Origin of the sequence: Amycolatopsis sp. Hca4, assembly GCF_013364075.1 — a bacterium.
Lineage (GTDB): Bacteria > Actinomycetota > Actinomycetes > Mycobacteriales > Pseudonocardiaceae > Amycolatopsis.
Window position 1 is genome coordinate 2,487,724 of sequence record NZ_CP054925.1, and the last position, 14,512, is coordinate 2,502,235.

Annotated in this window: 10 protein-coding genes; 5 read left to right on the forward strand and 5 right to left on the reverse strand. The window is 65.9% G+C overall.

What is annotated here, in order from left to right; genetic code table 11:
* Window positions 1-344: 344 nt before the first annotated feature.
* The gene (locus HUT10_RS10660; RefSeq protein ID WP_176171036.1) at window positions 345-713 is read left to right on the forward strand and encodes a hypothetical protein; all 369 of its coding nucleotides are present in this window, start codon (window positions 345-347) and stop codon (window positions 711-713) included.
* An 84-nt stretch (window positions 714-797) separates the two neighbouring features.
* On the opposite strand, the gene HUT10_RS10665 is transcribed toward HUT10_RS10660, so the two are convergent.
* Both HUT10_RS10665 and HUT10_RS10670 read right to left on the reverse strand, forming a co-directional pair.
* On the reverse strand, window positions 798-983 hold the full coding sequence (locus HUT10_RS10665; RefSeq protein WP_176171037.1) for a hypothetical protein: 186 nt from the start codon (window positions 981-983) through the stop codon (window positions 798-800).
* Between the two features lie 433 nt (window positions 984-1,416).
* Window positions 1,417-2,526 (reverse strand): hypothetical protein, encoded by a 1,110-nt coding sequence (locus HUT10_RS10670; protein WP_176171038.1) that lies wholly within the window; start codon window positions 2,524-2,526, stop codon window positions 1,417-1,419.
* Window positions 2,527-2,647: 121 nt separating this feature from the next.
* Here HUT10_RS10670 and HUT10_RS10675 point away from each other — a divergent pair, with 121 nt between their 5' ends.
* Window positions 2,648-2,800, forward strand: a complete 153-nt coding sequence (locus tag HUT10_RS10675) for a hypothetical protein (protein WP_176171039.1) — start codon at window positions 2,648-2,650, stop codon at window positions 2,798-2,800.
* A gap of 115 nt (window positions 2,801-2,915) precedes the next feature.
* Here the strand turns inward: HUT10_RS10675 and HUT10_RS10680 are convergent, their stop codons facing one another.
* Window positions 2,916-3,311 (reverse strand): galactosyltransferase-related protein, encoded by a 396-nt coding sequence (locus tag HUT10_RS10680; protein ID WP_217709582.1) that lies wholly within the window; start codon window positions 3,309-3,311, stop codon window positions 2,916-2,918.
* Between the two features lie 741 nt (window positions 3,312-4,052).
* Entirely contained in the window at window positions 4,053-7,100 is a 3,048-nt protein-coding gene (locus HUT10_RS10685) for a tetratricopeptide repeat protein (protein ID WP_176171040.1), read from the reverse strand.
* 486 nt (window positions 7,101-7,586) lie between these two features.
* Here HUT10_RS10685 and HUT10_RS10690 point away from each other — a divergent pair, with 486 nt between their 5' ends.
* Complete coding sequence (locus HUT10_RS10690; RefSeq protein ID WP_176171041.1) at window positions 7,587-8,816, forward strand: hypothetical protein; 1,230 nt, start codon at window positions 7,587-7,589, stop codon at window positions 8,814-8,816.
* Window positions 8,817-9,085: 269 nt separating this feature from the next.
* Here HUT10_RS10690 and HUT10_RS10695 read toward each other — a convergent pair whose 3' ends face one another.
* Entirely contained in the window at window positions 9,086-11,413 is a 2,328-nt protein-coding gene (locus tag HUT10_RS10695) for a tetratricopeptide repeat protein (protein ID WP_176171042.1), read from the reverse strand.
* A 1,642-nt stretch (window positions 11,414-13,055) separates the two neighbouring features.
* On the opposite strand from HUT10_RS10695, the gene HUT10_RS10700 reads away from it, so the two are divergent.
* Both HUT10_RS10700 and dprA read left to right on the forward strand, forming a co-directional pair.
* Complete coding sequence (locus tag HUT10_RS10700) at window positions 13,056-13,454, forward strand: hypothetical protein (RefSeq protein ID WP_176171043.1); 399 nt, start codon at window positions 13,056-13,058, stop codon at window positions 13,452-13,454.
* Between the two features lie 46 nt (window positions 13,455-13,500).
* Entirely contained in the window at window positions 13,501-14,472 is a 972-nt protein-coding gene (gene dprA / locus HUT10_RS10705; RefSeq protein ID WP_176171044.1) for a DNA-processing protein DprA, read from the forward strand.
* Window positions 14,473-14,512 lie beyond the last annotated feature (40 nt).

Consider the following 14,512-nt stretch of genomic DNA (forward strand, 5'->3'; position numbering starts at 1 on the left):
CGAAGACCAACGCGCGCCAAACTGTCGAGAAGCGTCGCCGGTTGCAAGGTCCGTCCGGATACCTGCCAAGGCCTGTCGCGTCACAGGTCGCCGTGTCGCCGGTCCCATCCCTGACTACGAACCACTCAACGCCCAGGACACTCGTGACTCGAGGAGTGAACCTGCGATGACTACGGCAGAGACATATGCCGCTCAAACGAACGGCCGAGTACAACTTGTCTATCGGCGCCCACGGCCGCATAAATGGCCATACCTCGGCGAGCAAGTGAAATCGGCTGAGGCGGGAGAATACGGCACGAACCCCTCGGCGATGTCGGATCAACTTTCCGGGCGGCGGTGATTTTATGAGTAAAGACAAGGACACACACGGCTCTCGCCGGGGGGCGCAGCGACTCGCCGAAGATATAACTCGCGCAGAAGCAGACGAGTTAAGTCGCCGCTATCGGGCAGGCGACACACTGAGTGTATTGATGGAAGGCTTCGATGGAAGCTACCGCACGCTTCGCAGCGTTCTGAGAAGCCAGGGCGTCGTCTTTCGCGAGAAGCGCCCGATGGTGAAGCCAGCTCCGCCAGGAATGGTCGAGACCTATCACAGCGGCAAGTCAATTATTGAAACCGGCAGGAAATTCGGCTTGGGTCGAGATGTCACGAGGCGGATGCTGCTGGATGCAGGCGTTGAGCTTCGCGGACCGGGACGACCTTCACAGTCATGAACTAAACTCAGCGACTTGTTGAACGTTGTTCGCTAGATCGCCACGAGCAATGAGATGCCCGGCAGGACACCGGGCACCTCACGCTTAGTAATACCGCCAGTAGTCGCACTGCGCCATCGAAACAGCCAAGTCCGCATTGACCGGCGCCGCTACAGACACCGGCGCCGCGCCGGAAACCGACGCGGGCACCACCGTCGCAGCCGACGCGATCGCCGCGGACGGCAGCGACATAGCACCAGCCACCAGCAGGCCCAGACAGAAACCCTTCATCGCCAACCTTCAGGTTCAGAGCGCGTATTGAAATCCGCGCATTGGCGACGAACTTAGCCTACGACTTGATGACCCCGAACGGGGGGTCATCAACGCATCGAGCAACTCAGAGCAACCTCTGCTGTCAAATCCTTCGTTTACGTGAGGTCAATTCACGTTACTCGCTGGTAACGCCACCCGATCAGGCGATATCCGCAACCTCCCTCCGTGAAGGCTCTCGATCATGAAACCACAACCCTTAGGCTCAACGGAATGATCACTACGATGCGAGATCGCTGATATCACTGTAAGTGATCGATGTCCGGCGTGTTCACCTCGACTCCTACCGCGTCACAGAAGGCGGTTCTACAAAAGAACAGCGTTCAAGTGGCTATATGTCGCCTCAGCGCGTAGTTCGCCAGCCAGTGTGCACCCTAACTACGCCGAATCCATCTCAGATACCGAAGCATGCGGCACCCATCCGCCACATTCCCATCAAACCGCGCCGAATTTTCCAGCTTGTGCGTGATCGCCACGCCGGTGCGGACCACGAAGTCCTCACCGAACCAGAAGGCGGCGTCAGCGGCCATCGGGTCGTTGCGCATCTGATCTGAAACTGTCGGGTGTGCCGGACCGTGCTGATCCAGTCCATTGACCAGCGTTCCGGCCAGAGCGAGCGTTCGTTGCCGCGCTCGTCGGTCTGGATCACGTCGAAGTACCGAGGCGTGAACCGCTCGTCATCGACCCACGCGGGGTACTGCTCACCGCGCTGTTTCGCCGCGATGTCGTCGACGATCGCGCCCGGGATCGCGACGGTGCCAGCCATCATCACCGGGGCTTTGTTGTTCATCGGCAGGATGCCGGAGACCAGCGTCTTGAGCCGCGAGACCTTCTGGTTCGCGCTGTAGTTGCCCTTGGTCCCCTCGATGTCGTCGAGGATGATGTGGTCCGGCCGGCGGGAGCCGATCTTCAGGCCGAGCACCTGCGAGTCGATGCCGCGTCCGGTGAACACGAAGCCGGACTCAGCGATGCACATCCGCTGCGAGTCCGAGATGGATACGCCGGTCGGACGCCTGGCCGGAGCGCAGAGCTTCGGGAAGTCGTAGCGCAGGAGTGCGTTGGTCACGATCTCCCGTTTGAACGTGCCGCTGTGGTCCGTCGCTTGGGTGTCGCAGTTGGCGAAGGCTGCAAGGAAGCTCCGGTGGCCATGCGAGGCCATCCACATCGGGAAGATCAGGAACCACCAAGTGGACTTGCCGAGCCCGCGCGGGGCGATGATCGCATCGCGCAGGTCCCCGTGCTCGAACGTGTTGATCGGCCGGATGTAGCGCTGCGCCAGCTCGCACCACTCGAAGTGAGCTCCGCTGAAGCTGATCGCGTCTCCGGTCTCCGGTCCGCGCAGGTGGTGGGGCAGGTAGACCAGGGCGAACAGTAGCGGGTCCAACTCGGTCAGGACTCGTCGTCCCTCGGCCAGCGTCAGCAGCCGCTCGTCGATCTGGCCAGCAACGCGGCGAGGTCGAGCCTCAGCCTCACCAGCCACTTCACTGCATGTGATGAACGTCACTTCGGATGTCGGCCTTCGTCGTCCTGTACGCGGGCTGGTTTTCAAGCGCCAATGCGCGCAGGAAGGGGCTTCCCGACTGTGGCGCTTCCCAGGGCGTCTGCTCCGTCGGCAGGAGACGCCGATGTCCATCGACGAGATCAAGGCCCTGATCGCCGCGCTCATCACGGTGTTCACGCAGGTCATCAATCACATCGACCCGCAGACAGGGGCGCTCTTCAGCGTAGCCGCACCCCTGGTGGTCGCGCTGGTCATTATCGGCCGAGAGGAGGACTAACCCACCGCTCCAGGCCCGCTGCTCTGGACGGACAGCGGGCCGGGAGCGCCCTCCGCGTCTTGCTGTGCGCGGGCCTGGGCCGAGGGCTCTCGCTACCTCTGGGAGCGAGCCGCCGTCACCACGTCTCGAAGAACAACGGCACGTTCGGGTTGGCGTTTGTCAGATCGTGGTGATCCTGCGGATGCCAGAACTGGATCAACGCGGTGCCCAGGTAAGTCTGCGGCTTGGCGCGCGGGGTGTCGCGTTGCAGGCTGTACCAGAGGTCTACGTCTTCGTAGGCCCAGCCCTCATACCGCTCGTCGAAGCCGCCGACCTTGGCGAAGGCCTCGCGGGTGAAAGCGATCGGTCCGACGCACGGCGACGAGAACCTCTCCGGCTCCGGGTGGTCGAACTCGTGGCCGGCCACCACCCAGCCCTTGGTTCCGGCTTCGCTCACCGAAGCTCCCCGATCAAACAGCAGGGTCCACGGCTCGGTCCCCAACTCGGTGGCGGCCCACTCGACCGTCGGCAACGACGGGAGCATGTCCGCCTGAAGCACACGAAGCGATCGAACTCCGGCGGGCGTGCCTCACGGCCCTGTTGATAGCCCGGGAGACCGAGAACTTGCCTCGGGCCCGAACTCGGGGTCAGCGGACACGATCAAGTCGCAGTCGGTGCGCTCCCACTCGGCGCGCGGCTTCCACCAAACGCCTTCCCGGATCTCTCCGGCTTCGCCCTCAGGTCGTCCGAAGGGGACGATCACCGCGGTCTCGGTCATGAGGCGTACGCCTCCTCCCAGCGGTGAATGTTCGCTTCAATCGTTCGGGTGGCGGCCCACTCGCGGGCTTGCTTGCTGAGCTGCGTACGCGCCTCGGCGTCGTCGACCAGGTCTCGAACGCGCCTTACCAGTCGCGGCGCGTGCTGGCGCCGTTGAGCACCAGCACGCTCGGTACGCCGGCCATGTGTGCTTCGGCGTACGGGCCCACGCCGGACATCACCGAGGGATGCCGAGCGCGGCCACCTCCACCAGCGTCAAGTCCGGCTTGCAGGCGTTGAAGACCGAGTTCTGCAGCGGGAGCGCCGCTAGGTCGAAGTCCACGGCTCGGAGGAAGTCGGCCACGCTTAGGTGCCACCCGGTCCAGCGAATGCGGCTATGGTTGCTGGCCACCCGGGGCGTGTAGTCCGCTCCCACGCAGTGCAGCTCGACACGGTCTCGGTTGCGCGGGTGCTGCAGGAAGGACGCAGCGGCCGAGCCAGCTCGCCGAAGTCGCGGTCATGAACTCGACAGCCGTGGAGATGGCATCGCCACCGTGTCGCCGTCACGCGCCCGTGGGATCACCGCGAAATCCAGTTCCTCCAGCAGCGCCTCGATCCGCCGCGCTTGCCCGACCCGCTCCCGATCACGGAACAGCCGCGCCGCCCGCTCCCACAGCGCACGCGCATCATCGATATTGCCCCGGTCGCGCAGGATTTGAGCCAGCGTGCTCAGCGCCCTGCCTCGCCCTGTCGCGTGCCCTGACCGATCAGCAAGCTCAACCGCGCGATGAGCATGCTTCAACGCCGCCCGGTCATCGCCCTCAGCATGACGCAGCCGCGCCAGGACGGTGTTCAGCTTCATCGCCGCTGGCAGGTGCTGGCTCGTGCTCACCAACGCGGCCGCCTTTTGGCAATGCTCATCGGCTTCCTCGTACCGTCCCATCCGAGTCAGCAGATCGCCCATGGCGATGTGGGTCAGGATGCAGCCGGGCCCGTCATCGATGCGATCTCGTAACGCCAAAGCCTCTCGATACAGCTCAAGCGCCTCGCCCTGCTGGCCGCCCTGCTCCAGCAACGCATCGGCAAGGCGATGCAGCGCCGCAGCGCACCGTTCCGGATCCCCTAAGGCCCGTGCTGCGGCCAACGTCTCCCGCGACATCCTCACCGCCTGTGCCACCCGTCCGGCGTGCAGGTGCCGCCGCGCCATGTTCAGCATCACCGTTACCCGTCCGATACCGATGCCATGTGCGTCGGCCAGGCGCAAGGCGGCTTCCAGGTACGGCTCTGCTCGCGAGTCCTGCCCCATTAGCAGCAGGACGTGTCCGAGATCGTTCAGGCTTGAGGCCTCGGCATCCGCATCACCCACCGTCGCAGCCGAAGATGCTGCGACCGTGAACCCGGTGATGATGTCACCGAAGTGACCGTGCCGATCGAAAACATCCGCGGTGAGCGAGGGCAAAGTGAACGCGATCTCGTGTAACTGCACCTGCGCGGCAAGTTCGACCGCGGCGGTCAGGGTGGTGCGCTCGCGCAGAAACCACTGCCGTGCCGCTGCCGCTGTCGCGAACTGTGCAGCCGTCACTCCGGCGCTGATCGCCGGCATGGCCAAACGCCCCCGGCCCGGATACACCATCCGGTGCGCCTCGAATGCGGTCACCAGATAGAACTCGAGCAGCCTGCGTCGCGCCGCCTCTACATCGGGCAGCTTGACTGCCAGGGAAACCGCGAACAGCTGTAATAGGTTGTGCATCCGATAGCGGTCCAGATCACCGGGTTGCTCGATCAAATGCGCGGCCACGAGGAAATCCAAAGACCGCCGAACGCTCGAGACCGGACGACCGTCCGCCGCCGCGACCGCGTCCGAAGCCACCTCCACACCCGGGTGCAGGCCCAGCATCGCGAAAGTTCGCTGCTCGGCGGCCCCGAGGCCTTGGAACGACAGCGTGAACGCCGACCTCAGGCTCCGCCCCGGCCCATCACCGTCATTGCCAAGATCCAGTAACATGTCCGCGTCTCGCAGCGCCTCGGCCAACGTGGTCAACCGCATGCCCGCCCGAGCCGCCGCACGCACGGCCACCAGTGTCAACGCCAGTGCATTGCCCTGGCACAACCGGATCAATCCGCTCACCCCGGCTGCGTCCTGCCGGCCCCGCACTCCAACCCGCCGCTCCAGCAGCTCCCGCGCCGCTTGATCAGACAAGGGCGCCACCGTCACCACCGGCGTCGTGCGCGCCGCCAACAACGCCGACAGCCGCTGGCGAGTCACCACCACAACTGTGCATCCCGCCAGGACGCCCAGCAGCGGCTCCACCTGATCTGTCCGGGCTACGTTGTCCAAGATCACCAGCATCCGCCGCTGCTGCAGCATGCGGGTCAATCGTGCCGCTCGGGCGATCGAGGACACGATCTGGTCGACTTGGACGTCCAGCAGCTCCAGCAGCAGTTCGACGATGTCAGGTGCAGATGCCCCGGCGGTTTGGCCGTCACCTCGCAAGTCGAACATGACAACACCGCCCGGATAGCGGCTCGCTGCTCGATGTGCCCACTTCGACACCACCGTCGTCTTACCCACCCCTGGCCCCCCGGTAAGCATCACCACCTCGGAGCGGGGAAGGCCAGCTGAATCGGTAGTGAACGCGTCGAGCTCGGCGACAACCCCCTCTCGACCCACAACGCCGTCAGACTCCGGCGTCAGGTGCCAGACCGGCGGTGGGACCTGCTCAATGGCGCCGGGCTTGCTCTGAGACGGCGATGGCCGCGTCAACACCGGAAACGGAACCGCACCGGGTTTGATCACCTCGGTGTAAACCGAGCGCAGCTCATCAGCCGCATGCAGGTCTCCGCGCTCCCGGAACTCCCGATAGACCTGCCGGAAATACTCGGCTGCCTCCAACCCCCGGCCGGCCGCCACGAGCGCCCGAATCCGCAACTTCGCCACACTCAGTTCCATCGGATGTGCGCTATCGAGTTCCTCCAAGCGAGCCACCGCCAGCTCCGTCTGGCCCACCAGCAACTGCTGAGCCGCCACGAACGCGTTGGCTGGGATCCACTCGTTGCGCGCCCATCGACGGCGCCAGTCCTCGGCGGCGTCGGTCCGCAGGTCCCACAGGGCCTCATCACGGCGCAGCCGCAGCGCGGCGAGCGCCTCGACATGAGCCCGATCATGCTGGCCCTGTTCGTCAAACCCACGCGCTCGAATCATCGCGGTCCGGAACTGCCGATAGTCGATCCACTGATCATCGACCTCCAGTCGACAGCCGCCCTTGGCGATGCTGATGCAGCGCGGATCAGCACCTTCGGCCTGAAAAACCTGCCTCAGCCTCGCGCCAACCTGATGAAGAGTGCCCAGGACATCCTGCGGCATGTTCTCCCGCTCATCCCAGGCCCACGCAACTACAGTGTCCAGCGGCACCCGCTGGTTCGACTCTGCCAGCAGCGCCGCCAGCACCTTGCCGGGCCGACCACGCACTAGCTTCACGTCCCGATTCCCGTGCAGAAGCAAGGCCGTTTGCCCAAGAATTCCGAAGCCGATTTCCACCCAGACCCCTCCCGTGGCGAGATCCATCGCCAACCCTCTCCGCCGAAGATATTTTCACACCTACCTCGACAGACAGCCAGTTCACAGCCTCATATGTCCTGAAATCATGATCACTGCAGGCGGGTTCCATGCCCGCAAATCCGCAGGACAGGGCCCTATTTTCGCCGTTCGATCCAAGACAATGACAAATTTCGGACAGCGATCACGAACTGGCAGGCGAGGACGGATCCCCCACGGCTGGCCGATCATCAGCCCTTCAGCATCACGGGAACACAACGAAATCCGATTATTCCACGATTGTGGATGCCTCCAAGAAGAGCACTTCTGTCGCAGAACCGCGCCGCCCAGCACGACCGTAACACGTCCACCACAACGACGTTCGGCACCGAGATCCAACACTGAAGATCAACCGTTGATCAACTGTCAACTACCAGAAGCACAGGCTGGAAGCTGTCTCTCAAGCCCGCCCGGCAACGTGTGTGCAAACCGCCGTTGCGAGGGAGGAAATACGCGATGAATGCTGCCACCTGGGTACGAAGCCCCATTGACCCCGCCGATCGGCACCTGCTCACCCGCCGCGGCACGAAATCCGTACTCGTACTCGTGCCCCACATCGTTGCTGGCACCCGCCTGCTGGACCTACTGCCACTACTGGAAGCCGACCACCGCATCCAAGTCGTCTTCACCAACCCGCACGAGGACGACAACTGGCACGCCACCCACGAATTCCTCCACGCCCACGGCGCCGTCGTACTGCCCTGGGCACAAGCCCGCCGCAGCAGCCCGGACCTCGTCATCGCCGGCAGCGTCGCCGGACTCGACCAACTCGCCGCGCCCACACTGCTCGTCCCGCACGGCGGTGGCTTCGGTCAATACCGAAACGGGAGCCCGCCCGGCACCACCTTCACCCAGCCACCGCACCTGCGCACCAACCTCAACCCCGATCTGCTGATGCGCGACGGGCGCCTGCGCGCCGACGCGATCGTCCTCGTCCACCACCGCGAACACTCCCTGCTCGCGCAGCTCTGCCCACCCGCGCTACCCGCCGCTGTCGTGGCTGGTGACATCGCACTCGACCGCCTCACCGCCAGCCTCCCTTTCCGCCACCAGTACCGGCATGCTCTGGGCGCCTCCGACGATCAGCAAGTCGTCATGGTCACCTCCACCTGGTCGCCGCGATCGGCCTTCGGCCGTCACCCCGACATGTTCGACCGCGTCATCGCCGAGCTCCCCCGCGACCGCTACCGCGTTGTGGCCGCTCTGCACCCGCAAATCTGGTCCCACCACAGCTCCTGGCAGCTGCGTTCCTGGCTCGCCGACGCTCTCCGCGCCGGCCTCACTCTGCTCCCGCCGGAGGAAGGCTGGCGCGCTGCCCTGGTCGCTGCCGACCACGTCATCGGCGACTACGGATCTGTCACCGGCTACGGCGCCACCACCGGCGCGTCGATCCTGCTCGCCGATACTCCCGACCGGCCGTTACTGCCCGGCACCCCGACCGAAATCCTCGCCCGGCATGCGCCCCGCTGGCAGCTGGACCAGCCGCTCGAGCCACAGCTGGATGCCGCCGCCCGGGCCCGGGACACCGCCGAGCTCCCCGAACTCATCCGAGAACTGCTCACCTCACAGCCGGGGCGCGCCGGCCAGATCCTGCGCCGCACCCTCTACCGGCTGCTCAACCTGCCCGAACCCGCCCGTGCCGTGCCGACCTCTCCAGTCCCCCTGCCGACGCCGAGGACGCCATGACCACCGAACAGCCGATCCTCACTGCCCACACCGTCCACGCCGGTGACACGCATAACGGCCTGATGTGCTGGCAATACACCCGCGGCCGCCATCACGGCACCCTGCTCACCGCCCGCCTCGACAGCTGCCCACACGAACACCAGACCCTTGCCGATGTTCTCATCACCTCGCCGGCGAGGTGCCGGGCCGACGCTCGCGCGGCACTGGCCGCCGCGTTCGACCACCTCCCCGGTCTCACTGTCGGTGCCGTACCCCTCAGCGCCACCGGCTTACTGCTCGGCGACAGGGCCGGAGACGTCACCGTCCTCCCCGTCACCGCGGACGAGCTTGCCGCGGTCAGTGCCTTCCTCTGGCTGATCACCAACTGGAGACTGGCCGGCCTCGCCTCGATCGACCGCATCGATCCTGCGCAACGCCGCCCTCGCTCGATCCAGCGCGGCGCCGCCAACCTCGCTCAACAACGCCACCGCCTCACGGAGGTAGCCCCGGGCCGCAAGACGCTGGTCGTCACCTTCGGCAACCTCGGCCAGTACAACCAAGACGTCCGCTTCATAGACCGCGGACCCTGACCTGCCCAGCACACCTCGAGCCCGCTGCAAACGACGCATCGCCGCCCCGGCACGCCCGGATCGCGCCTCGATCCGGGCCAGTCCAAGGGCCACCTGTGCTTCGCTCTTCTCATCCCCAAGCTCGGCGAACAACTGCGCGGCTGCTTCCAAGTGCCGCGTCGCCTGCGCATCATGGCCGGCCAGACGAAGCGCATCCCCGATCCGTCGATGACGTAACGCCACCCCACGCTGGATACCCAAGTCCTGCTCCAGCTGCAAGCTGGCAGCAAACAGTGACACCGCATCATCCAGGTCACCGCGATGCTGCGCCACCATCCCCAGCTGCTGCAGTGCGGCGGACTCATTGCGGGAATCCTCCGCTTCCCGAGCAAGCTCAAGCGCCCGCCGCGTCTGCTGCTCGGCCTGCCCAAGGTCCCCCAGATCCAGGTGGGCGCGCCCCAGCTGATGCCGCAACCGCGACTCCGCAATCTGGTTGCCACACCGCTGCGCCGCGGTGATACCCAGCTCGTGAGACCGCAGCCACTCCGGATAGTGCTTCCGATTGAGCACCAGCTCCCACAGCGCCTCACACAGCTGCCACCCCAGCTCGTTCTGGTGGTCTGCAACCACTGCTTCCAGCACCATGAGGGCGTTCGGCAGCTCACCGGCAAGCCACTCCAGAGCTGCCGCCCCAGAGGAAAATCGCGCAGGCTCACCATCAAGCTGTTCGGCTGTCTGACTCACCCTCCAGCGTCCCGGGATCACCACCACGTTTGCGCGCGTCATCTCCCGCAGGTACCACTGCCCAACCCGCGCGAGCACCTCGTCACACTCCAGATCGCGCTGCGCTCGCCCATGCAAGCGCACCAGATCGTGGAAGCGAAAACGATCGACGTCCAGCTCCTCCAGCAGGCTCGCATCCACCAAGACCTGCAGCCCCTCGGCCGCCTGTTCGGGCGTCAGTAGGCTGGCCGCAGCGGCCACCCCCACACCGAAGTCCGGGCCCGGGTGCACACTGACCAACCGATACAGCCGTGCCACGTGCTCAGAAAGAGCGTGATACGACCAGTCGAATGTCGACGCCACCAATGAGTCACCGTCAGCTGACAGCTTCTCCAGCCGCGACCGTTCATCGCTCAGTTCGGCAACGACTCTCGCCACGCTCCAGCGCGGACGTGACACTAGCCGCGCCCCAGCGACCCGCAAGGCGATCGGCAACCGCCCGCACAACCGCACTAAATCAACGACGTCCTGGTGCTGACCAGCAACCCTCCGCTGCCCTACCGTGCGAGCGAGCAACTCCACCGCATGCCCGTGCGGCAACGGATCCAGCTCCACGAACTGGGCCCCCTCGGAGAACAGGCCCTCCAGTCGTAGCCTGCTCGTGGCCACCACCATGCAGCCGGCTTCAGCCGGTATCAGCGGTCGGACCTGAGCCGCCGACGCAACGTTATCTGCCAGGACCAGGAGCCGCTGCCCCGCTGTGAGCGTCCGAAACAACGTCACCTGCTCGGCGATCTCCACCGGCACGAGCCCGGGTTCAACTCCCAGAGCACGCAGAAACGCTGCCAGTACCTCCTGCGGCAGTGCCATAGGGTCCGCCGAGAAACCGCGCATGTCGACATAGAGCTGTCCATCGGGAAACAGGTCGGCGTTGCGCGCGGCCCACGTGACCGCCAGGGCGGTCTTTCCGACGCCACCGGGCCCGACGATCACCGCTACCGGCGCACCCGATCCCGGCGCGCCATCCACGGTCGCAGCGATGCGGTCCAGCTCCTCGAGTTCGACGGCGCGGCTCGTGAAGTGCGCCGGCATCGACGGCAACTGTCTGGGAGTCACCCGCCCGCGAACTGCTCCAGTGCCAGATCGGCCGACCTCGTGTGACTGCCGCTGCGGCCCAAGCTCAGCAACTGAGCGCGCCCGGATGCCACCGCCCGCGGCAAGCCGGCGGTCCTGCAAGCGGTCGACATCATCAACATCCACAACGCCGACCCGTTCTCCGCCACAGCACAGACCAACCTCGTCGCCGGCCGGCATCCGCAACCACATCCGTCGAAACTACTGCGACGCCTACGGCACACACACGCGCGCCACCACTGCGTGCCACACCCGAACCAGTCATCCCAGAAACTCTCCCGCAATCCCCGAACTTCCCTGTCTACCGTTCGCACCACCTGCGCCGAAACCCCTACGCCAAGGCCCACCCGAAAGCAGCAACCTGACGGCTTTCGTCAGCGGCAACGCGGAGTGGACGACCAGATCCGAATTGCCGTCTGTGACCGTGATTTACGCCGCTCTCTGCCGTTTCGACTTGCGATGAGCCACATTCGCAGTGGCGTCCCCGCCGGGCACGTTCTGTCACATTGACAGTGCCGGGCCGGGGTACACCAGGGCGGACGTCGCGGCACCGTTATGACCACACCGCGACCTACGGCGGGTGGGCAGCGGCGGGCGCGGTGAGCTTGACACGCAAGCTTCCGATACCGAGATCCGGTATCGGCGATCAACGACAGTGGCGCGTTGACCCCTCGGCGCGGCGCCGGATTGAGGACAAGGCAGCGGTGGCCGCGGCGATTGTGGCCACGAGCGCAGTGATCGATCTCGAGTCCTCGAAGCACTAACGGTTGCTCGCCCAGCGACCAAGGCCGACCGAATCCGGTGCGCCCTTGCCGCTGGATCAGATCGAACAGCCTGTCGTCCTGGCAAAGTTCGACTCCGATTCCTGAAGTCTGCTCACCAAGTAGGAAGCTGGCGTCGTGGTCGCCGGCGCACCCCAGTCGGACGCGTGTCAGCAGAGTGAGCGATCATTCTTCTCACGGTGTTCCTGGCCGAATCCGGCCGGCGCCAGGTTGGTCGCGTTGAAACCGTTTGGTGGCCCAAAGGCCGAACCGACCGAGCTCTCGGTACCAGTTAAGCAGATGGGCCAACGTCCTCGCACAGCTGGACTGCATCCGGCTGGTCGAACACCACATCGGCGCCAGGGAAGGCTTCGGCCGCGTCGGCCGGTGCCCCAGCTGCCATCGTGACGCTCGCGGAGCAGCCAACGACAGCAGCGAAATCGCGATACGCCCCACACATATCTTTGTCATAGGGCGACCGCCGTCGGACTACGGCACGGCGCGGCTGCCCGGAAGCACTGTCTCCAGCATGAGGGCAGCGGCTCGTCAACGCACGCGCGAGAGCCGACAATCGATCCACAATGTCGCCTTGTGCGCGGAAACTTCATTCGTCGAAAGCTACTGTACATCGCCGGTTGCTGAAGTTTTCGGCTCGGGAGAGGCGCCCTCCCCAGTGCCCTCTCCCGAGCCGGGAACCCCTCTACCGCCAGGGGTTGAGGCGGAAAGGATCCCCAGAAGGGTCCATTGTGGCCGCTCCCTGTGGACCACCGTGGATCACCTTCTGAAACCAGAGTGCACCACAAACCAGTAATTCGCCACAAGTGTGGCGGATTTTCTGGTAATAACTTTGGGTGTCAGGTCATGCGCGATACGCAGCACCCGACGCGTCCTCCCCGTTGGGCTCCGGCTCGGCGTGGCTGCAGCGCAGTGCAGCAGACCCGCGGTCCGGGGCAAGCCCACCGTCCACGAGGGACAGCGACCTCTCCTGTGCCCGCCTTGCCCCGGATCCGCGGGGCCCGCTGGCGAAGGCCGCGTCCACCGCCCACCCGGGCGGAGCCACCGAGGAGGAACCCGTGCTCAAGTACTTCGTCTCCACCCACCGCACCCAAGGCGAGCGGGACAACGATTCCAACAGCGTCCCCGGCGTCGAACTCGTCGACCTCGCCAGCACATGCCACGACAATCCCGACAGCCCCATCTGCGGATGCGCACGCAGCTTCGTCGGTTTCGACACCCGCCAGGCCACCACAACGGCCGAGATCGTCGAATCCGACATGACCCCGACGGAGTACGTCGACCGCTTCTACACCATGCTCCTCGCCCTCCGCTTCCAGGACACTCCCCAGCTGCGCACTGACGCCGCCAACGACGCGATGGAGCTGCTCCGGATCGCAGCGCAGTGGCCCGTCGGCACCGTCGTCGAGCGTCGCGGCGACGAAATCCGCGTCCGCCGCTTCCCCGACGAGACCTGAGCGCCCTCACCCCCTCGCCCTCCAGCACACTGCCTGAAGGAGTCTCATGTCCGATTCCGCCGACGCGCGGCGCGCCCGCGCGTTCCTCCAGCACGCCGCCGAACCCACCACCCCGGTCATCGCCCACTACATCGCCGACATCGGGCCCGTCGACGCCGCCCACCACGTAGCCGAACGCACCGCCCCCACCGAGATCCTGAACAAGTGCCGCCCCCACGTGAGCTGGCGTTCCGTCGACACCAGTCTCCAGACCGCCGCCGATCTCGGTGGCCGGTTCGTGATCCCCGAGGATGACGAGTGGCCGGCCGACGTCTTCGCCGGACTCAGCACTCTGGACGCCGACAGCGGCGCCCTGGGCGGGCCACCACTGGGCCTGTGGGTTCAGGGCGACGTACGGCTGGACGAGCTGGCGGCCGCGCCCTCGATCGCGATCGGGGGATCCCGGGCCGCCACCGCCTACGGCGAACACTACGCTGCCGACCTCGCCTACGAGCTGGCCGCACGAGGCGTGCCGGTGGTCTCCGGCGCCGCTTACGGCATCGACGGCGCCGCGCACCGCGGCGCCCTCTCCGCCGACGGCGTGACCGTCGCCGTGCTGGGCTGCGCGATCGACGTCGGCTACCCAGCCGGACACATCAGCCTGCTGAACCGGATCGTCAGCAACCGCGGTGCCCTCGTCAGCGAATACCCGCCCGGCACCCCGCCGGCGCGCCACCGCTTCCTCGTCCGCAATCGGCTCATCGCCGCCCTCACCACGACCACCCTGATCGTCGAGGCCGGCCGGCGCAGCGGCGCCCACCACACCGCCCGCCTCGCCGGCAAGCTCGGCCGGCCCGTCCTCGCCCTCCCAGGCCCCGTGTCCTCATCGACATCGGCAGGGTGCCATCAGCTGATCCAGGACAGCACCGCGCGCCTGATCACCTCCACCAATGACGTCCTCGCCGTCATCAAGGACGGCGACGACGCCGGCACGGAACCGGAGACGGCCCACCCTGCGGATGAGGCCGGGCGACGCTAGCGCACGCTCCGGCGACGGCCCCCGGCTGACGAGGCCCTGG

Coding starts and splice junctions, on each gene's coding strand:
- HUT10_RS10660 (WP_176171036.1), top strand. CDS start 345: ATGAGTAAAGACAAGGACACACACGGCTCTCGCCGGGGGGCGCAGCGA.
- HUT10_RS10665 (WP_176171037.1), bottom strand. CDS start 983: ATGAAGGGTTTCTGTCTGGGCCTGCTGGTGGCTGGTGCTATGTCGCTG.
- HUT10_RS10675 (WP_176171039.1), top strand. CDS start 2,648: ATGTCCATCGACGAGATCAAGGCCCTGATCGCCGCGCTCATCACGGTG.
- HUT10_RS10685 (WP_176171040.1), bottom strand. CDS start 7,100: ATGGATCTCGCCACGGGAGGGGTCTGGGTGGAAATCGGCTTCGGAATT.
- HUT10_RS10690 (WP_176171041.1), top strand. CDS start 7,587: ATGAATGCTGCCACCTGGGTACGAAGCCCCATTGACCCCGCCGATCGG.
- HUT10_RS10695 (WP_176171042.1), bottom strand. CDS start 11,413: ATGTGGTTGCGGATGCCGGCCGGCGACGAGGTTGGTCTGTGCTGTGGC.
- dprA (WP_176171044.1), top strand. CDS start 13,501: ATGTCCGATTCCGCCGACGCGCGGCGCGCCCGCGCGTTCCTCCAGCAC.